At 60.8% G+C, this 17,246-nt stretch carries 18 protein-coding genes and 1 pseudogene; 8 read left to right on the forward strand and 11 right to left on the reverse strand.

Features of this window, described 5'->3' with window-relative positions:
- Positions 1-282: a GNAT family N-acetyltransferase gene (locus tag VNV36_RS16140; RefSeq protein ID WP_325718631.1), complete on the reverse strand. Its 282-nt coding sequence runs from the start codon at positions 280-282 to the stop codon at positions 1-3.
- A 639-nt stretch (positions 283-921) separates the two neighbouring features.
- Here VNV36_RS16140 and oprI point away from each other — a divergent pair.
- Positions 922-1,173, forward strand: a complete 252-nt coding sequence (gene oprI / locus VNV36_RS16145) for an outer membrane lipoprotein OprI (RefSeq protein ID WP_003183784.1) — start codon at positions 922-924, stop codon at positions 1,171-1,173.
- 125 nt (positions 1,174-1,298) lie between these two features.
- Here oprI and VNV36_RS16150 read toward each other — a convergent pair whose 3' ends face one another.
- From VNV36_RS16150 to VNV36_RS16160, 3 genes are all read right to left on the reverse strand, one after another.
- Complete coding sequence (locus VNV36_RS16150) at positions 1,299-2,270, reverse strand: L,D-transpeptidase family protein (protein WP_024013783.1); 972 nt, start codon at positions 2,268-2,270, stop codon at positions 1,299-1,301.
- 210 nt (positions 2,271-2,480) lie between these two features.
- The gene (locus VNV36_RS16155) at positions 2,481-2,774 is read right to left on the reverse strand and encodes a hypothetical protein (protein WP_039759936.1); all 294 of its coding nucleotides are present in this window, start codon (positions 2,772-2,774) and stop codon (positions 2,481-2,483) included.
- Between the two features lie 57 nt (positions 2,775-2,831).
- A complete protein-coding gene (locus VNV36_RS16160; protein ID WP_325718632.1) occupies positions 2,832-3,437 on the reverse strand; it encodes an arylesterase in 606 nt (201 codons plus the stop codon).
- Between the two features lie 10 nt (positions 3,438-3,447).
- Here VNV36_RS16160 and VNV36_RS16165 point away from each other — a divergent pair, with 10 nt between their 5' ends.
- The 3 genes from VNV36_RS16165 to greB are packed head-to-tail and all read left to right on the forward strand — an operon-like array spanning position 3,448 to position 7,167.
- Entirely contained in the window at positions 3,448-4,131 is a 684-nt protein-coding gene (locus VNV36_RS16165; RefSeq protein WP_016770883.1) for an ABC transporter ATP-binding protein, read from the forward strand.
- Complete coding sequence (locus VNV36_RS16170; protein ID WP_325718633.1) at positions 4,131-6,635, forward strand: ABC transporter permease; 2,505 nt, start codon at positions 4,131-4,133, stop codon at positions 6,633-6,635. The genes VNV36_RS16165 and VNV36_RS16170 overlap by 1 nt, the downstream gene beginning before the upstream one ends.
- A gap of 34 nt (positions 6,636-6,669) precedes the next feature.
- Entirely contained in the window at positions 6,670-7,167 is a 498-nt protein-coding gene (gene greB, locus VNV36_RS16175; protein WP_016770885.1) for a transcription elongation factor GreB, read from the forward strand.
- Between the two features lie 6 nt (positions 7,168-7,173).
- On the opposite strand, the gene VNV36_RS16180 is transcribed toward greB, so the two are convergent.
- The 3 genes from VNV36_RS16180 to VNV36_RS16190 all read right to left on the reverse strand — a co-directional run bounded on the left by VNV36_RS16180 (position 7,174) and on the right by VNV36_RS16190 (position 9,700).
- Positions 7,174-7,482 (reverse strand): hypothetical protein, encoded by a 309-nt coding sequence (locus VNV36_RS16180; RefSeq protein ID WP_041478394.1) that lies wholly within the window; start codon positions 7,480-7,482, stop codon positions 7,174-7,176.
- Between the two features lie 248 nt (positions 7,483-7,730).
- A complete protein-coding gene (locus VNV36_RS16185) occupies positions 7,731-8,165 on the reverse strand; it encodes a DoxX family protein (protein ID WP_039759946.1) in 435 nt (144 codons plus the stop codon).
- 113 nt (positions 8,166-8,278) lie between these two features.
- The gene (locus VNV36_RS16190; RefSeq protein WP_325718634.1) at positions 8,279-9,700 is read right to left on the reverse strand and encodes an MltF family protein; all 1,422 of its coding nucleotides are present in this window, start codon (positions 9,698-9,700) and stop codon (positions 8,279-8,281) included.
- A 235-nt stretch (positions 9,701-9,935) separates the two neighbouring features.
- On the opposite strand from VNV36_RS16190, the gene VNV36_RS16195 reads away from it, so the two are divergent.
- The 3 genes and pseudogenes from VNV36_RS16195 (at position 9,936) to VNV36_RS16205 (ending at position 12,974) form a co-directional block, all read left to right on the forward strand.
- Positions 9,936-10,742 carry a TatD family hydrolase gene (locus VNV36_RS16195; RefSeq protein WP_325718635.1) on the forward strand — a complete coding sequence of 269 codons (807 nt, stop codon included), beginning with the start codon at positions 9,936-9,938 and terminating at the stop codon, positions 10,740-10,742.
- Between the two features lie 177 nt (positions 10,743-10,919).
- Entirely contained in the window at positions 10,920-12,401 is a 1,482-nt protein-coding gene (locus tag VNV36_RS16200; RefSeq protein ID WP_325718636.1) for a methyl-accepting chemotaxis protein, read from the forward strand.
- A 209-nt stretch (positions 12,402-12,610) separates the two neighbouring features.
- Positions 12,611-12,974, forward strand: a pseudogene (locus VNV36_RS16205) (DUF962 domain-containing protein).
- On the opposite strand, the gene VNV36_RS16210 reads toward VNV36_RS16205, so the two are convergent.
- From VNV36_RS16210 to VNV36_RS16220, 3 genes are all read right to left on the reverse strand, one after another.
- Positions 12,975-13,769 carry an acyl-CoA thioesterase gene (locus VNV36_RS16210; RefSeq protein WP_325718637.1) on the reverse strand — a complete coding sequence of 265 codons (795 nt, stop codon included), beginning with the start codon at positions 13,767-13,769 and terminating at the stop codon, positions 12,975-12,977. It lies immediately after the preceding pseudogene.
- Between the two features lie 234 nt (positions 13,770-14,003).
- Entirely contained in the window at positions 14,004-14,762 is a 759-nt protein-coding gene (locus VNV36_RS16215) for a CHAD domain-containing protein (protein ID WP_325718638.1), read from the reverse strand.
- A 125-nt stretch (positions 14,763-14,887) separates the two neighbouring features.
- Complete coding sequence (locus VNV36_RS16220) at positions 14,888-15,166, reverse strand: hypothetical protein (RefSeq protein WP_016770894.1); 279 nt, start codon at positions 15,164-15,166, stop codon at positions 14,888-14,890.
- A gap of 215 nt (positions 15,167-15,381) precedes the next feature.
- On the opposite strand from VNV36_RS16220, the gene VNV36_RS16225 reads away from it, so the two are divergent.
- A complete protein-coding gene (locus VNV36_RS16225; RefSeq protein ID WP_325718639.1) occupies positions 15,382-16,419 on the forward strand; it encodes a patatin-like phospholipase family protein in 1,038 nt (345 codons plus the stop codon).
- Positions 16,420-16,544: 125 nt separating this feature from the next.
- On the opposite strand, the gene VNV36_RS16230 is transcribed toward VNV36_RS16225, so the two are convergent.
- Positions 16,545-17,243: a response regulator gene (locus tag VNV36_RS16230; RefSeq protein WP_325718640.1), complete on the reverse strand. Its 699-nt coding sequence runs from the start codon at positions 17,241-17,243 to the stop codon at positions 16,545-16,547.
- Positions 17,244-17,246: the final 3 nt, after the last annotated feature.

Consider the following 17,246-nt stretch of genomic DNA (forward strand, 5'->3'; position numbering starts at 1 on the left):
TCAGATCTTCGCGGCGCGGCGCTGATGGCGCTCCATGTAGCGCTCAACGTAGGAACATGACGGAATCACCGTGTAACCCATTTCTTCGGCGTATTGCAGCGCCTTTTCCGTCAGCGCCGCGGCAATGCCACGGCCGCGCAGGGCGTTGGGCACGAAAGTGCGATAGATATCCAGGGTCTGCTTGCCCAGATCCATGTAGGTCAGGTAAGCACGGTGACCGTCCACAGTGGTCTCGAATTGATGACCAGCCTGGTCATGGTGGATGGACAACGCCTCGCTCATCACTACTCCTCGCGGGTCTTGGATTCTGACCCCTACCTTACCGATGTTTTCCCGGCGAAGGAACATCTACGCCACCCCGTGCCTGATGGACACCGAGAAGAGCCACACCGATCTCGCGCAACCTGACACCTGCTGAATAGTACGCACCAATGGCAAAAATGCTCAAGGTGCGCTCGTCATCGAACGGTTCGTGTGCAGCGGCTTCGATGCTCGCAGGTATAGCCGCACGAGGTTCTTCGCGGGCCATTTGCCTGTACATTGCCGGAATGTTGAGACTTAAGACGTGTAACCTTTTTTAAAGTCACCTGTACATCAACAAAGATACGCGAAGCGCTTCGCAGAAGCGCAACAAAAGTGTGGACGAATTCATTTAGAAAGACTCTAGCCAAACTCGCAAAAACAGCACGCGAGGGCGGGAACTTTTTCCGTTTGAGTCGCTCACACCGGGGCTTGCAGCTGGATATTTTTTATACAGCGCGGTTAAAAGTTGCTCGAAAAAGAATCAACGCCTACAATTTTTTTTGCTTCTTGCGCTACGTCAGTTTACTTACTACAAGTAATGGGTAGTATGTACGCCGGCTATTTCCTCAATCGTGAGGAGACAGCCACTTAATTTGAAAGTCCTTGAAGGGGAACACGATGAACAACGTTCTGAAATTCTCTGCTCTGGCTCTGGCCGCAGTTCTGGCTACCGGTTGCAGCAGCGCATCGAAAGAAACCGAAGCACGTCTGACCGCTACTGAAGACGCAGCTGCTCGCTCCCAGGCTCGTGCAGACGAAGCTTACCGTAAAGCTGATGAAGCTCTGGCTGCTGCTCAAAAAGCACAACAGACTGCTGACGAAGCTAACGAGCGTGCTCTGCGCATGCTGGAAAAAGCTAGCCGCAAGTAATAATCCCTCGGGATTGTTATCGAGCCGACCCGGTTTCCGGGTCGGCTTTTTTGTGCCCGGTGCTTTTCTCCGGGCCATAAAAAACCCGCCGATGCTGCAGGCATCGGCGGGTTTTCGATCAGTGCTTACTGCTGCAGATCGATCGGTGCACTGCTCACCATTGGCGCCGAAGTATTCGGCACGGCAATTTCTACCGGCAGGCCATCTTCGGCCGCGACCACATCACGCACCACATCCCAGTTCATGCGCAGGTTGCTGGTGATGTCTTCACGCTTGAGCATCGCGTTGATCACCGCTGTGTGCTTGTCGACCACCGACGGGTTGCCCTTGTCGTCGAGCGGCGTGTGCGCTTCCAGATAGACCTTGCCGCCACTGCGACCGAACTTGTAGGGATCGTTGATAATGCGCACCGAAGTGCCCACCGGCACCATGCCGGCCATTTCCAGTACGTTGTTGTTGAACATGCGGAAGCAGCCGTGGCTGGTGCGCATGCCGATGCCGAACTTCTTGTTCGAACCGTGGATCAGGTAGCCCGGCGTGCCAAGCGTGAACTTGAACGGGCCGAGCGGGTTGTCAGGACCGGCCGGCACAACGTTCGGCAGCGGGTCACCGTCAGCGGCGTGCTCGGCTTTGATCGAGGCTGGAGGCGTCCATGTCGGGTTAGGCGTTTTGGCGATGATCGAAGTGTGCGCGATCGGCGACCCCCAACCTTCACGGCCAATGCCCAGCGGGAAGGTGTACACCACGTCGCGGCCTTTCGGGTAATAGTAGAGGCGGTATTCGGCAAGGTTGATGACAATGCCTTCACGCGGGCCCGGCGGCAGGATGAAACGCGTTGGCAGGACGATCTCGGTACCGGCGCCCGGCAGCCAGGCATCGATGCCCGGGTTGGCCGCGACCATTTCCGAATAGCCCAGATCATAGGTGGTGCCCAGATCGGCGAAGGTGTCTTCGTACTTGGCTTTGATCACCTGCACCTGGCCGACGATATCCTCGCCGGGTGGTGGCAGGGGAAGCTCCAATGCAGCAACGGGACCGGCCACACACAGGGCGGCAAGTGACAGGCAGCGGGTGACGGCAGGAAAGCGCGGCAACATCCGGAAAATCCTTCGCATGATCATCAAGGGTATAGGGGCGCGATTGTACACCGCGGCCTGGGGATTCGGGGAAGTAGCGCCGCTATAGGCGACAGGGTGCGTTCAGGGTGGGAGCGAGCCTGCTCGCGAAAGCATTGTGTCAGCCAGCATGAATGTCGATTGAAAAGACCTTCGCGAGCAGGCTCGCTCCCACTTTTTGATCTTGAGCGGTCAGAGCTCGAAGCGCAGCTCAGGCCAGATCGGCGAGGTTCCGCGCTTCTGCGATTCGAGGATGGCCCGGCACAGCGAGCACAGGCGCTGATCCTGGAACACTCGGCGATCCACATTCGACCAGCGCGGTTGCGCCGGCAACAGGCTGCCGCACAGCGTCCGATCGGCCGAGCCACCGAGCTCCAGCTGACGCGTCACCAGATGCACCCGCACTTCCTGGCAGGCGAACAGGTCCAGCTGCTCGTCAGGCTCGATCAGTTGGTAGGCAAACAGGGACCAGGCAGGACGCGGCATCGGGGGCTCCAAATTCGGGGGCGCCACATTAGCCGAAAGCCTGCCACTAGAAAAGCCTCATAACAGCGGTTTTAGCGTCGGCCAGACATTTTCCAGCAACTTGCCCTGAGCCCCGGCCGCCGGGTGTAGACCGTCGGCCTGCATCAGGTCGGGATGGCCGCCGACACCGTCCAGAAAAAACGGCACCAACGGGATGTTTTTCTCTTCGGCGAGCTTGCCATAGACCTCGGCAAACGAATCGGTGTAACGCTTGCCGTAGTTGGGCGGCAACTGCATCCCCAGCAACAGGACTTTTGCACCGCTCTGGCGGGAGCTGTCGATCATCGAGGCAAGATTTTGTTGCAATTGCGTCGGCGGCATCCCGCGCAGGCCGTCGTTGCCGCCCAGTTCGAGGATTACCAGCGCAGGCTTATGCTCTGCAAGCAGCGCCGGCAGCCGCGCCTGGCCTCCGGCGCTGGTGTCGCCACTGATCGAGGCGTTGACCACTTTATCGTCGAAACCCTCCTGTTTGAGCCGCTGCTCCAACAGCGACACCCACCCCAGACGGGTATCCAGGCCGAAACCGGCGCTGATACTATCGCCAACGATCAGGACAGTACCCGCCGCTGCGTTCTGGGCCATGCACATCAAGGCCAGGCCAGCACTCAAAAACCATACACGCATCGGATTCTCCATGGGCGCAAGCATTCTCACCGCGAAGAACCTCAGCAAAGTGGTTCCCAGCGCGGAAGGTGAACTGACTATCCTGCACGAACTCAGCCTGGAACTGAACAAGGGCGACAGCCTGGCCATCGTCGGTGCATCCGGTTCCGGCAAATCCACCCTCCTCGGTCTGCTTGCCGGGCTCGATCTGCCCAGCAGTGGCGAAGTCACCCTCGCCGGCCAGGGCCTGAGCAATCTCGACGAAGACCAGCGCGCCAGAATCCGTGCCGAACACGTTGGATTCGTCTTCCAGTCATTTCAGTTGCTCGACAGCCTCAATGCGCTGGAAAACGTCATGCTGCCGCTCGAACTCGACGGCCGCAAAGACGCTCGCGAGCGCGCCACGCAACTGCTCCAGCGCGTCGGCCTCGGCCAGCGCCTGACTCACTCGCCACGCCAGCTCTCCGGCGGTGAACAGCAACGCGTGGCGATCGCCCGCGCCTTCGCCGCCGAACCCGACGTGCTGTTCGCCGACGAGCCGACCGGCAACCTCGACAGCCACACCGGCGAGCGCATCAGCGACTTGCTGTTCGAATTGAACAAGGAACGCGGTACCACTCTGGTGCTGGTAACCCACGATGAACGCCTGGCCCATCGCTGCCGGCGCCTGATCCGTCTTGAAGCCGGGCTGTTGGTCGCCCCTCTGGAGCCTTGATGGCACGCTTGCCGCTGTTGCGTCTGTTCAGTCTCGCCCTGCGCCAGCTCATGCGCGATGCCCGCGCCGGAGAGTTGCGCGTGCTGTTCTTCGCGCTGGTCGTGGCGGTGGCGGCAAGCACCGCCATCGGTTATTTCGGCGCCCGCCTCAACGGCGCGATGATGCTGCGCGCCACCGAGTTTCTTGGCGCCGATCTGGTGCTGGAAGGCAGCTCGCCGGCCCGCGAGGAGCAAATCCGCAGCGGCACCGAGTTGCGCCTCAATCATGCGCAAGTGGTGGAGTTCTCCAGCGTCATCGCCACCGACAACGGCATTCAGTTGTCGAGCATCAAAGCCGTCGACCGCGCCTACCCGTTGCGTGGAGAGCTGAAGAGCGCGCCAGCGCCATTTGCCAGTGAAGAAGTCGGCGGCGAACCGCAACCCGGTGAAGCCTGGGTCGAGGCACGCCTGCTGACCGCGCTGGACCTGAAGATCGGCGACAGCATCGATGTGGGGATGAAAACCCTCAAGCTGACTCGCGTGCTGACCTATGAACCGGATCGCGCCGGCAACTTCTACAGCCTGACGCCCCGGGTGCTGATCAACCTTGAAGACCTTGCCGCCACCGGCGTGGTGCAACCGGGCAGCCGGGTGAGTTACCGCGAACTGTGGCGCGGCGAAGCGCAGGCGCTGGAAACCTATCGCGATTTGATCAAACCGGGCCTGGCCGCGAATCAGCGAATCCAGGACGCCCGCGATGGCAACCGGCAGATCGGCGGCGCACTGGGCAAGGCCGAGCGCTATCTGAACATGGCCAGTCTGGTCGCAGTGTTGCTGGCCGGTGTCGCGGTGGCGTTGTCGGCCAACCGTTTTGCCAGTCGGCGCTTCGATGCCAGTGCCTTGCTGCGCTGCCTCGGTCTGTCACGCCGGGAAACCATGGTGCTGTTCAGCCTGCAACTGACCGTGCTCGGCCTGGTTGCCGCAATCAGTGGCGCCCTCCTCGGCTGGCTGGCGCAACTGGGTCTGTTCGCCTTGCTGCATGATCTGCTGCCGAATGATGTGCCACCGGGGGGCCTGTTTCCGGCGATGGCCGGGATCGGTACCGGACTGGTCGCACTTGCCGGTTTTGCCCTGCCACCACTGGCCGCACTCGGCCGCGTCCCGCCGCTACGAGTGTTGCGCCGCGACATGCTGCCGATTCCGTCGAGTACATGGATGGTCTACGGCGCGGCATTGGGTGCACTGGGCCTGATCATGTGGCGCCTGAGCCTCGACCTTTTGTTGACGTTCGCCCTGCTCGGCGGTGGTGTGGTCGCCGCGCTGGTGCTCGGCGGGTTACTGCTGTTGCTGCTGCAAAGCCTGCGCCGGATGCTGGCACGGGCCTCGTTGCCGTGGCGGCTGGGACTTGGCCAACTGCTGCGCCACCCGTTGGCAGCGGCCGGACAATCGCTGGCCTTCGGCCTGATCCTGCTGTCGATGGCGTTGATCGCTCTGCTGCGTGGCGAACTGCTCGACACCTGGCAAAACCAGTTGCCGAAAAACGCTCCAAACTATTTCGCCCTGAATATCCTCCCGGCTGATAAACAGGCTTTCGCCGATCACCTGATCAAGGTGTCCGCGCAAGCGGCGCCGCTGTATCCGGTGGTGCCGGGACGGCTGATCAGCATCAACGGCGAGGCGGTACAGCAAATCGTCAGCAAGGATTCGGCCGGTGACCGCGCCATTCAGCGCGACCTGAGCCTGACCTGGGCGGCTGATCTGCCGGCCGGCAACAAGCTCACCGGCGGTTCCTGGTGGAGCGGCCAGCCCCCCGACGACGTGCCGGGCGTCTCGGTGGAAGGCAAAGTCGCCGAAAGCCTGAAACTCAAGCTCGGCGATCACATGGTGTTCAGCGTCGGCGGGGTCAATCGTGAAGCGAAGGTCACCAGCCTGCGCGAGATCAACTGGGACAACTTCCAGCCGAACTTCTTCATGATCTTCCAGCCCGGCACCTTGAAGGACCTGCCGGCGACCTACCTGACCAGTTTCTACCTGGCACCAGGACACGATCAGCAAATCGTTGAGCTGTCGCGGACCTTTCCGGCAGTGACCATCCTGCAGGTCGAAGCGTTGCTCGAACAGCTGCGCAGCATCCTCGCTCAGGTCACCCTCGCCGTGGAATATGTGTTGTTGTTTGTCCTCGCAGCGGGGATGGCGGTGCTGTTCTCCGGTTTGCAGGCAACACTCGATGAGCGTATTCGCCAAGGTGCGCTGTTGCGGGCGCTGGGAGCCGAGCGGCGGTTGCTGATCAAGGCGCGGCGTATCGAGTTCGGCTTGCTGGGCGCGGTCAGCGGCTTGCTCGCGGCGATCGGTTCGGAAGTGGTCAGTCTGGTGCTGTACCGCTTCGCCTTCGATCTGCCGTGGCATCCGCATCCGTGGTTGCTGGTGTTGCCGCTGATTGGCGCAGCGCTGATTGGTGGCGCCGGCGTGTTCGGCACCCGTCGCGCACTGAACGCCAGCCCGCTGACAGTGTTGCGCGAGGGTTGATAGACTCCAGCGTTCTTAATCACAAGAAGTCGCCATGAGCCGTTATCGCCCTCCCCGCACCGCCGGCACCGCGCTGATCACCCCCGAAGGTGAAGCGCGGATGCGCGCTGAATTCCATGAGTTGTGGCATGTGCGTCGTCCGCAGGTCACCCAGGCTGTGAGTGAAGCGGCGGCGCAGGGCGACCGGTCGGAGAACGCCGAGTACACCTACGGCAAAAAAATGCTGCGCGAAATCGACAGCCGCGTGCGCTTTCTCACCAAGCGTCTGGAAGCGCTCAAGGTGGTCAGCGAAAAACCCAGCGATCCGAACAAAGTCTACTTTGGCGCATGGGTCACTATCGAAGACGAGGACGGCAAGCAATCGCGCTACCGCATCGTCGGCCCCGATGAACTGGATCTCAAACTCGGTTTGATCAGCATCGATTCGCCGCTGGCCCGCGCCTTGATCGGCAAGGCGCTGGATGCGGAAGTCCGGGTGCAAACGCCGACCGGCGAGCAGTTCGTTTACATCGTCGCCATCGAGTATCCGTAACCTGGATCAGCGGCGGGTGATCAAGCCTTGCCGCGCGACCCGGGTCAGTTGTTTGATCATTTCCGGCGCATCCTCTGCACTCGGCGCCTGAATCACCGCCAGATCGAAACTGTCGGTGGCGAAACGCGCCAGCGACTCGCCGTCATCGACAAACTGGATCAGGAACGCGGCAGGACCGCCGCTGCGACGTGGCCAGCCATCGAGATAACGCAACAGCGTTGGCTGATGTTTGCCACCAAGGAGGATTTTCGGGTTGCGCTGAGTGACATGTGCCGTGATCGGCGCGGGACGTGCTGGAGGGCGTAGTGCATTCATCGTGTCGAGTCTCTGCCTCAAAAGTCTGCATGGCAGGTGAGAGGCAACACCGAACCAGCGCTTTAGCGGTATTTCGAAGCCCTGTTCCGGCTTCTGACGGCGACTGTTGAAGTCACCTGGCGCCCCGCAAGTAGCTGTTTAAATCGGCGCATGAGCAACATCCTAGAGAACGTGACCGAGCAGTGTCAAGAATCGGCCGCAACAAAAAAGGCCCGCGCAATGCGGGCCTTTTCCTTGAGCCAGAGCCTTCAACCGGCGATGGCGCGATCCGCCGACAGCTTGCCGGCACCTTCGATCAGTACCGCGATGCTACCGGCCAGCAGAGCCAGGGCGAACTCGTAACCGTTGTTGGCCATGAACAGACCGTTGCCGATGTGCACCGAGAAGATTGCTACCAGCGACAGGAACGCCAGGCCCAGTGCTGCCGGGCGTACCAGCAAACCGATGATCAAGGCCAGACCAGCGAAAAACTCTGTACCGCCGGCCAGCGAGGCCATCAGATAACCAGGGGTCAGGCCGATGCTTTCCATCCACTGTGCAGTGCCGGCCAGGCCGTAACCACCGAACAGACCAAAGAGTTTCTGCGAACCGTGGGCGGCGAAGATCACGCCGACAGCAATGCGCAGGACAGTCAGGCCGTAACCGGCGCGGGTGAACAGAACCTTGTTGATCAGAGAGCTCATAGGGCATTCCTTGTTGTGCAGAAGTGTTTGTGTGTTTGGGTTGGCCGCTATATTAATCAGTTTATTTCATGTTTAAAGCGCAAAAATTGCGACATAACAATCTAATTACCAGATCATTTTCGAGAAACCACTTTCTGCCCCCGAGGCTCCAGCGACTCCCGCTCGCGGTCGAATGCCAGGTAGTACTTGTTCACGCTATTAACATAGCTGACGGCGCCCATTCCCACCTGCTCCATGGCAATGCGCTCGACCTGGAAGAACCACTGGTTCGGATTCAGGCCACGGCGGCGGGCTTCGGCGCGCATGCCCTGCACGCGCTCGGGGCCGATGTTGTAGGCGGCAAGGGTGAAAGCCATGCGTTCACGCTCATTGAGTTTTGGGCTGCTGAAAAACTTGCGGCGGATCATCGCCAGGTACTTGGCCCCGGCCTGCACATTCGCATCGAGATTCTGGATATTGCTCACGCCGACCCGTTGCGCAGCGGACGGCGTGATCTGCATCAGCCCGGTCGGGCCGCTGCCGCTGCGGGCGTTGGGCTGCAGACGGGATTCCTTGAACGCCAACGCTGCGAGGTTGAGCCAGTCCATGTTCTGCGCGTCGGCGTGCTTCTGCAGGGTCGGGCGCAGCTTTTCCAGACGCTGGCGATCGGCCTTGGCCAATGGATTGTGCACTTGATACAGACGTCGATAGATGCGCAGGAACGCCGCGTCTTCGTCCGAAGGTTTCTTGTAACCGGTAAGGAAGCGATCAATGCTGGCGCGCAACATCGACGCGTCGCGGCGTACAAACCAGTGCTCCTCGCCCGGCTCGCCGAGGCTCAGTTGCCGATCGAGGCGCAGCTTCGGCAGGATCTTGCCCCAGCGCTCGGCAATCGGTTGCTCGACGATGGTCAAATGGAAAATCCCACCCTGAACCATCTCCAGCACGTCCTCCACCGCCAGCGTCGGATCGACCCATTCGATGTTGATCGGCGCCAGCTTGTGCAGCGCCAGTTTCTGGTTGAGCTGACTGACCACCTCCCCCGCCGCACTGCCGGTCGGCAGCGCCAGGGTTTTGCCGGAGAGCTGTTCGACTTTGGTGTAACGGCGCTGGCCCTTGATGCCGACCAGCACCAGCGGCACGTTGCTGGCAATCGGCTCGCTGCTGGCGACCGCATAGCCCGACGGCAGATCGAGCAGCTCGCCGGGTGCCACCACGTCACCCTCGCCACGCTGCAAGGCGCCGAGCAATTGATCCTTGGCTTTGGGAATGATCTTGAGAGTGACGTCCTGGCCGTCGCGGGCATGGCCGTTGAGGTATTGCTCGAAGGCGCGCAGTCGATGGTATTCGACACCGATGGCCTGGCCCTGGACTTCGCCCGAGCTGTTGCGGCTCTGATTGACCAGCACTCGCAACACGCGGCTGCTGCGAATCTCGGAGAGATCGCGAACCTTGGCCGCCGGCACGGCTTGCAGCGGCCCGGGCAGGCGCGCGACCGCCGTCACCGGCAGCAGCAACGCAGCGCATAACAAGAGCAGAACCGAGGGACGATGCATCCACTCTCCGAAAAGAATACGGGGCGATTTCATCGTGAAAAGGATGTCATCACCGACGAAAACAGAGCGCTTCGAGCGCTGGTAAAGTGCGAGAGACTGGCACAGTGATGGCATTGTCGCCACCCCATGGTCTTTCGCGGCCTCAACAGACAGCCATAAGTCGTTGTAGTTCTTGGCTTTTCTTATAAATCTACAGCTCTGATATGCTTTCCGGCCTTCGGCCCGAGGTAGCACCATGCAACTCATCGATATCGGCGTCAACCTGACCAACCCCAGTTTCGCCGACAAACACCAGGCTGTGCTCGACCGCGCCTACGCCGCCGGCGTCTGCCAGCTGGTGCTGACCGGCACCAGTGTCGAGGGCAGCGAGCAGGCGCTGGAACTGTGCCAGCAACTGGATGAAAGCGGCCAACGGCTGTTCGCCACCGCCGGCATCCACCCGCATTCGGCCAGCGACTGGAACGCTGACAGCGGTCGCCGTTTGCGTAGTCTGCTGAAGGAAACCAACGTCGTCGCAGTAGGTGAATGCGGGCTGGATTTCAACCGCGACTTCTCCCCGCGCCCGCAACAGGAAAAGGTCCTGGAAGAACATCTGGCGCTGGCCGTCGAGCTGCAATTGCCGGTGTTCCTGCACGAGCGCGATGCCAGTCAGCGCCTGCTGGAGATCCTCAAGGACTTCCGCGATCAACTGCCGGGCGCTGTGGTGCACTGCTTTACCGGCGAGCAAAAAGCCTTGTTCAGCTACCTCGATCTGGATCTGCACATTGGCATTACCGGATGGATCTGTGATGAACGCCGGGGCACGCATCTGCATTCGCTGATGAAGGAAATCAAACCGGGGCGCCTGATGCTGGAAAGCGATGCGCCGTATTTGCTGCCACGCACGCTGCGGCCGAAACCGAAAAGCGGCCGCAATGAGCCAGCGTTTCTGACAGAGGTGTTGCGCGAGGTGGCTTTGCATCGCGGCGAGACCGAGGAACAACTGGCCGCGCACAGCACCGCGTGTGCCCAGGCATTTTTTAAACTTCCGACGTTGGTGTAAAACGCAAAAGATCGCAGCCTGCGGCAGCTCCTACAGGATTTACGCCGGTGAGAATGTAGGAGCTGCCGCAGGCTGCGATCCTTTGATCTGTTGATCCGCATCAAACAATGGCTTTCTGCATAGCGGCACAATAATGGCACCTTGCCAAAACTGTTTCCGCTATCAGAGAAGACCTCCATGGGTGCCTGGCTTAGCAACATCTCGCTGAAATACAAATTCTGGGCGGTCAACGCGGTCGCCTTTGTCACCACACTGCTGTTGGTGCTGTACGCCGTACACCTCGAACAGCAAGCCCGCTGCGACGCCGCGCAAGCATCCGCTCAGGGGCAGGCACAGTTGCTCAAGGCTTGGCCGCCCGGGCAGGCGCTGCCCAAATCCGCTCAGGTGCTGACCTTCAAGCACGGTGAGGCGCCGCGTCTCAACGACCAACCACTGCTGGAAATCACCGAGAGCAACGGCTGGAATGAGATCAACCGGTTGCCGCTGTTCGGCGAAAACCCGTTGCTGGGCGCCGAGGTGTTCAGCCGTGCCGACGGCGAACAAGTGGCCGTCCTCGCTTATGCCCCGAGCCTGAGCCAAGTGTTCAGCGAACGCTTCACCCACTATGCGCTGGCGGTGTTCGTGCTGATGCTGGCGATGCTCGGCGCCTCGCAACTGCTGATCCGCTTTCTGCTCAGCCAGCTCAACACCTTGAAGGACGTCATGCTGCACGTTGAAAAAACCGGCGACCTGGCGGCTCGCGTGCCCCTGGTTGGCAAGGATGAAGTCGGGCAGATGGCCAATGCCTTCAACGCCATGCAGGCCGGTTATCAACGTGTGGTTACGACGGTCGCCAATACTGCGCGACAACTGGATGTCGGTGCTGCGCGGTTGGCGTCGAGCATGAACGATGTGCGCCACGGCATGCTCGGCCAGCAGAGCGAAACCGATCAGGCCGCCACCGCGATCAACGAAATGACTGCCACCGTTTATCACATCGCCCAGCACGCCGGCGCCACCCGCGATCTGTCGAAAACCGCCGATGGTCTCGCCGGCAGTGGCCAGCAAGTGGTGTCGCGGGTGCAGCAGTCGATAGCCGGACTGTCCACCGGCGTGCAGCAGACCGCACAAATGATTCAACGTCTGGCCGAAGACAGTCAGAAGATCAACGGCGTGGTCAGCGTGATTCACAGCATCGCCGAGCAGACCAACCTGCTCGCCCTCAACGCGGCCATTGAAGCGGCACGCGCGGGTGAAATGGGCCGAGGGTTTGCCGTGGTCGCCGATGAAGTGCGCAACCTCGCCAAACGCGTGCAGGCCTCCACCGACGAGATCACCGGCATGATTACTGCGTTGCAGGCTGGCACCCGCGATGCGGTGGATTTCATGCAGGAAAGCTCGTACAAGGCCGACGATTGCGTGCAGCAGGCTCAGGAGGCCGGCGAGGCGCTGGCGGACATCACCGCAGCGGTAGCGCAGATGCGTGAAAGCAATACGCAGATTGCCGTGGCGGCGGAGCAGCAGAGCCAGGTCGCCGAAGAAATGAACCGGGCAGTTGTGAGCATTCGCGATGTGACCGAGAACACCGTGCAGCAGACAGTGGATTCGGCGACGACCAGTAATGAGTTGGCGACGCTGGCCGGGGCGCTTAACAAGGCGATCGGGCAGTTGAAGCTCTGAAGATCAAAGATCGCAGCCTTCGGCAGCTCCTACAGGGGGGAACGCATTCCAAATGCAGGAGTGAGCCTGCTCGCGATGGGGCCAGATTGGGCACCATCAAAAACAGCCATTGGCGCTATCAACTCAATAGCCAACCTTGATTCGCCGCACTCCGCGCCCGGGCCTATTCTTCAAGCATATGTTCGACATGGATTGAGGAGTAGCAAATTATGGGCAAACGTCACCCCAACCTTCCCGCGTGGCAATGGCGCGCTTACCCGGGCAATCATCAGCACCCGACCAATCTGGTTCTGCACCTGATTGCCGTGCCGCTGTTTATTGTCGCGTTTCTGCTGATCGTGTCGGGGGTGTTCAGCCTGAGCCTGGCCAGTGTTGCCATCGGTGTGATCGGTATCGTCGCGGCGCTGGGCTTGCAGCGCCACGGCCACGGCCTGGAGGCGCAAGCCTCCGAGCCGTTCAGTGATCACAAAGATGCCGTTTCACGCCTGCTGGTCGAGCAGTTTCTGACCTTTCCGCGTTTCTTTCTCAGCGGCGGCTGGTGGCGCCTGGCGTGAGCGTCACCGTCGGCATTGATCAGGCGAAGATCGTCACGGTCTGGCGACTCATGGCAATCAACTCCCCTTGCGCGCTCCACAGTTTCGCGGCCACATGGCCGTAACCGTCGGCAGCGTATTCGATATCGGCCAGGTATTGGCACCAGTCCAGCGTACTCAAATCGTGTAACGGCTGAACGAATTCGATGGTCCAGGTCAGCGTACTGCCCGGTGCAGGTTTCTTCAGATACGGCAGCAGCGCCGGTGGCCAGGCATCGACCAACGCCAGCAGATGCGCTTCGTTGACAGGCTCCTCCTTGACGTCCCCACGCAACCGCACCCAACCGCCCATCAAGCGCGATGGCGTACCGGAGAACGGAATGCCGCCGACGCTCCAGCGCATGGCCAGATGCCGCATGAATTCCGGGGTCACACCCTTGATGTAGGGCAGTTCCTGGCATTCTTCCCAATGTTTCATCGTTGGCGCCTGATAGGCTTCGACAGCCACTTCCGAGGGCCGCGATGCGCCGAAGCTGCCCTGAACGATCGTCACCACCTGACCATTCTGCAGAGCTCGGCCAAGCACCTGGCTGACGGCTTTGCCTTCGCGCAGCACGTCGACTTGAAAACTCACCGGCACGTCGGGTTCGACCGGCCCGACAAAAGTGATCGCCAGCGAACGCACCGGGCGCTCCGCCGGCACCCTGGCGCGCATGACTTCAAATTGCAGGGCGGCCACCAGCCCGCCAAAACTGGCCCGACCCTGTCCCCATTCGGCGGGGATGGTCACTTCTGGTTGTTGGCGGACAGCATCGAGCAGATCGCAAAAGCGCATGGCAACCTCGAAAAAGCGCAAAAGGAATGCAGGGATCTTACCCAGCCCGGGACAGAGGCGCAGCGTCTATTCCGGTCAAATGGGCTGACAGATAGGCCTTGACACGTTTCGATTTCGCCGCAAACCCTTGTAGGAGCTGTCGAGTGAAACGAGGCTGCGATCTTTTGAGCTGTTTGCAAATCAAGATCAAAAGATCGCAGCCTTCGGCAGCTCCTACAGAGGGAGGCGCAAGCTTCAGGATTTGAAACAAGCGGCGCTGAATTTTTCCAGCACCTGATCGGCCTTCAGCTCTGCCGTGACCAACCCGGCCTGCCACGTTGCCACGCAAGGTTGCAGATCGGCTTCCTGTTCGGCACGCGCCAGCCATTGCCAGCAATCGTGCCAGTCGCCCAGCGCACCTTGCGCGGACTTCAGATGCTTAAGTGCCGGTTTCGGCAAGCGATCCAGCTCGGGGTAGGCTTCGATGCCATAGCGCACGCGCTTGATCAGCAGGCGCAGACGATGGCGGTCGTGGGCGGGATCGTGCAGCGCCGCAACGAGTTTCTGCCATTGTTTGCTCAAACGTTTTTCGATGCGTTTATCCAGATCCTTGAGCAAGCCCTGACGCTGAGACGCGCGAAGGAAGCGTGGAAAGGCGTCGAGAATCATCAGCAACGAAGCCAGCTCTGCACTCGCTGCCAGCGCTGGATAGGCCTCGGCCATTTGTCCCAGGCGCCGCTGTGCGGCCTCGGGTTGATCATGCTCGAGCAGATAAGCGGCGAGCACCTCGCGATCGCGCCACGGCGTGGTCAGATCGCCCACCGCCGAAGCCGCTGCCTCCAATTGCTCGACACCCGGCAACCCACGCAACGGCCGCAACAGACTGCGCAAGCGCCGCACCGTGGTGCGCAAATCGTGCAACGCCTCGGGATCGGTACGCGCAGTCAATCGCGCCTGACACGCCAGCAGTCGCACATCCAGGCTCAACACATGAGCCACCAAACGATCGATCATGGGGGTCTACTCCGTAGACAGCGGCAAGCTTTTAGCTTTTAGCTGCAAGCTGCAAGCTGCAAGCTGAACGCGTTTGCTTCAAGCTTGCGGCTTGCGGCTTGCGGCTAGAAGCTTGCAGCTGCTTTTTAACGTCCTGCGCGGGATTCGCGGATGTAAAAGCGGGCTTTCTCGGCTTTCTTGCTGCAGCCTTCGAAGCCTTCGAATTGTTGCTGGGTCTTGGCAGCGGTCAGCAGCGACAGGGCTTTGGAATAGCTGACGGTGCCGGCGAAGCCTTCAGCCTTGGCCAGGTCCAGCTCGTGCCAGGCCGCGTCGAGTTGGCTGCCGCAGCTGTCGCGGTACGCGGTTTTGCCGGCGCAACCGGCCAGAACCAGAGCCATCAACGGTACACAGATCCAGGCTTTCATCACTTACACCTCAAGGTAGGTCAACAGTCGTGCAGGTAAGACGGCCCGGCAGCGAAAAAGTGCCTCGCTCGCGGCTCAAACCAACATGGCGCAGAGCATAGCGCCGAAGCATTGGGCGCGAGCGAAAAACGACGTCTCTGCCTCGCCCAGCGACCTTGGCGATTGAGCCGTCTGGCCGATGCGTGCATTGTGCAGGCTTGTCGGGAGGAAGTTTGATGAAAAAGCGTGTCGCACTGGTGCTGGGCTCCGGTGGCGCCCGGGGCTATGCCCATATTGGCGTTATCGAGGAAATTGAAAAACGCGGCTACGACATTGCCTGCATTGCCGGTTGTTCGATGGGCGCGGTGGTTGGCGGCATCTATGCCGCCGGCAAACTGGAAGACTATCGGCGCTGGATCGAAAGCCTCGATTACCTCGACGTGCTGCGCCTGGTCGACGTGAGTTTCCGTCTCGGTGCAATTCGCGGGGAAAAAGTCTTCGGGCAGATCCGCAAGATCGTCGGCGAGATCAATATCGAAGACCTGCGCATTCCCTACACCGCTGTCGCCGCCGACCTGACCAATCAGCAGGAAATCTGGTTTCAGGAAGGCTGCCTGCATCAGGCCATGCGTGCCTCGGCGGCGATTCCCAGCCTGTTCACTCCAGTGATGCAGGGCAACCGCATGCTGGTCGACGGCGGCATTCTCAATCCGCTGCCGATCGTGCCAGTGGTGTCCAGCCACTGCGACTTGATCATCGCGGTCAACCTCAACGCGACCAACCAGCGCCAATACAAGCTGCCAGTGATCGAACGGCCGCCGGCGTTCCGTTCGCGCTTCGACAGCCTGATCAATTCGCTGGGGTCGAAGTTGCCGTTCCGGCGCAAACAGGCCGAGCAATTGTTGAAGCTGGAACAGGAAGCGTTGCGCGCCGAAGCGGCGGAAATCAATCCGTGGCTTGAAGGCGTCGAACCGCAAAGCCAGCAACCGGCCGCGGCGCCCGAGCGTGAGGGCGCGCCGAAATCCGCCACCGGTTCCTTCATCATCGACAATGTCGGGCCGGCGTCACTGTTGGATCTGATCAACCAGAGTTTCGAGGTGATGCAGACCTCACTGGCGCAGTACAAGATCGCCGGGTATCCGCCGGATATCCTGATCAACGTGCCGAAGCGGGTGTGCCGGTTTTTCGAGTTTTACAAGGCACCGGAGTTGATCGCGCTGGGCCGGGAGATTGCCAGCGATACGCTGGATCGGTATGAGCAGGAACAGGGTTGATCTGATCCGGATATTTCAGGGCATTCGATGGCGTCTTCGCGAGCAGGCTCGCTCCCACAGGGGAGATGCATTCCAAATGTGGGAGCGAGCCTGCTCGCGAAGGCGCCGGATCAGGCGCCACAAACCTACAGACCACCCTCCCCCAACAACCGATACCCAACCCCCGCCTCGGTCACGATAAACCGGGGCTTTGTCGGATCATCCGCGAGCTTCTGCCGCAGATGCCCGACCACGATACGCAGGTAATGACTGTCCTCGGTGTGGGTCGGGCCCCAGATATCCTTGAGCAATTGTTGCTGGGTGATCACCCGCCCCGGATGCCGTGCCAGTTGCGCCAGCACCGCATATTCCTTGCGGGTCAGCGCCACTTCGACACCGTCGAGCAATACTCGCCGATAGGCCAGATCCACAGTCAACGGCCCGAAGCTCAGCGCCGCCTGCTGCGCCTCCCCCGCCGGCGCCTGACGCAACAGCGCACGGACCCGGGCGAGAAATTCCTGGATGCCGAACGGTTTGGTCACGTAGTCGTTCGCACCGCCATCCAGCGCTTCGACTTTCTGCCCTTCACTGGCACGCACTGACAGCACCAGCACCGGCATAGCCGCCCATTCGCGCAACTCGCGCAGCACTTGCTGACCGTCCATGTCCGGCAGGCCGAGGTCGAGCACGACCAGGTCCGGTTTGCTCAGCGCAGCCTGCGCCAGGCCTTCGGCACCGGTGCCCGCCTCCAGCACTTTATAGCCCTGTGAAGCGAGGCTGATGCGCAGGAACTTGCGGATCTGCGGTTCGTCGTCGATGACCAAAATGGTTGCGGTCTGGCTCATGAA

This window comes from Pseudomonas sp. (assembly GCF_035554175.1).
Lineage (GTDB): Bacteria > Pseudomonadota > Gammaproteobacteria > Pseudomonadales > Pseudomonadaceae > Aquipseudomonas.

Excerpts from the sequence above, each read along its gene's own strand:
- VNV36_RS16155 (WP_039759936.1), bottom strand. The coding sequence starts at position 2,774 with ATGCCGCGTCCTGCCTGGTCCCTGTTTGCCTACCAACTGATCGAGCCT.
- VNV36_RS16220 (WP_016770894.1), bottom strand. The coding sequence starts at position 15,166 with ATGAAAGCCTGGATCTGTGTACCGTTGATGGCTCTGGTTCTGGCCGGT.
- VNV36_RS16230 (WP_325718640.1), bottom strand. The coding sequence starts at position 17,243 with ATGAGCCAGACCGCAACCATTTTGGTCATCGACGACGAACCGCAGATC.
- VNV36_RS16160 (WP_325718632.1), bottom strand. The coding sequence starts at position 3,437 with ATGCGTGTATGGTTTTTGAGTGCTGGCCTGGCCTTGATGTGCATGGCC.
- VNV36_RS16225 (WP_325718639.1), top strand. The coding sequence starts at position 15,382 with ATGAAAAAGCGTGTCGCACTGGTGCTGGGCTCCGGTGGCGCCCGGGGC.
- oprI (WP_003183784.1), top strand. The coding sequence starts at position 922 with ATGAACAACGTTCTGAAATTCTCTGCTCTGGCTCTGGCCGCAGTTCTG.
- VNV36_RS16180 (WP_041478394.1), bottom strand. The coding sequence starts at position 7,482 with ATGAATGCACTACGCCCTCCAGCACGTCCCGCGCCGATCACGGCACAT.
- VNV36_RS16190 (WP_325718634.1), bottom strand. The coding sequence starts at position 9,700 with ATGCATCGTCCCTCGGTTCTGCTCTTGTTATGCGCTGCGTTGCTGCTG.
- greB (WP_016770885.1), top strand. The coding sequence starts at position 6,670 with ATGAGCCGTTATCGCCCTCCCCGCACCGCCGGCACCGCGCTGATCACC.
- VNV36_RS16215 (WP_325718638.1), bottom strand. The coding sequence starts at position 14,762 with ATGATCGATCGTTTGGTGGCTCATGTGTTGAGCCTGGATGTGCGACTG.
- VNV36_RS16200 (WP_325718636.1), top strand. The coding sequence starts at position 10,920 with ATGGGTGCCTGGCTTAGCAACATCTCGCTGAAATACAAATTCTGGGCG.
- VNV36_RS16210 (WP_325718637.1), bottom strand. The coding sequence starts at position 13,769 with ATGCGCTTTTGCGATCTGCTCGATGCTGTCCGCCAACAACCAGAAGTG.
- VNV36_RS16170 (WP_325718633.1), top strand. The coding sequence starts at position 4,131 with ATGGCACGCTTGCCGCTGTTGCGTCTGTTCAGTCTCGCCCTGCGCCAG.
- VNV36_RS16140 (WP_325718631.1), bottom strand. The coding sequence starts at position 282 with ATGAGCGAGGCGTTGTCCATCCACCATGACCAGGCTGGTCATCAATTC.
- VNV36_RS16185 (WP_039759946.1), bottom strand. The coding sequence starts at position 8,165 with ATGAGCTCTCTGATCAACAAGGTTCTGTTCACCCGCGCCGGTTACGGC.
- VNV36_RS16150 (WP_024013783.1), bottom strand. The coding sequence starts at position 2,270 with ATGTTGCCGCGCTTTCCTGCCGTCACCCGCTGCCTGTCACTTGCCGCC.
- VNV36_RS16165 (WP_016770883.1), top strand. The coding sequence starts at position 3,448 with ATGGGCGCAAGCATTCTCACCGCGAAGAACCTCAGCAAAGTGGTTCCC.
- VNV36_RS16195 (WP_325718635.1), top strand. The coding sequence starts at position 9,936 with ATGCAACTCATCGATATCGGCGTCAACCTGACCAACCCCAGTTTCGCC.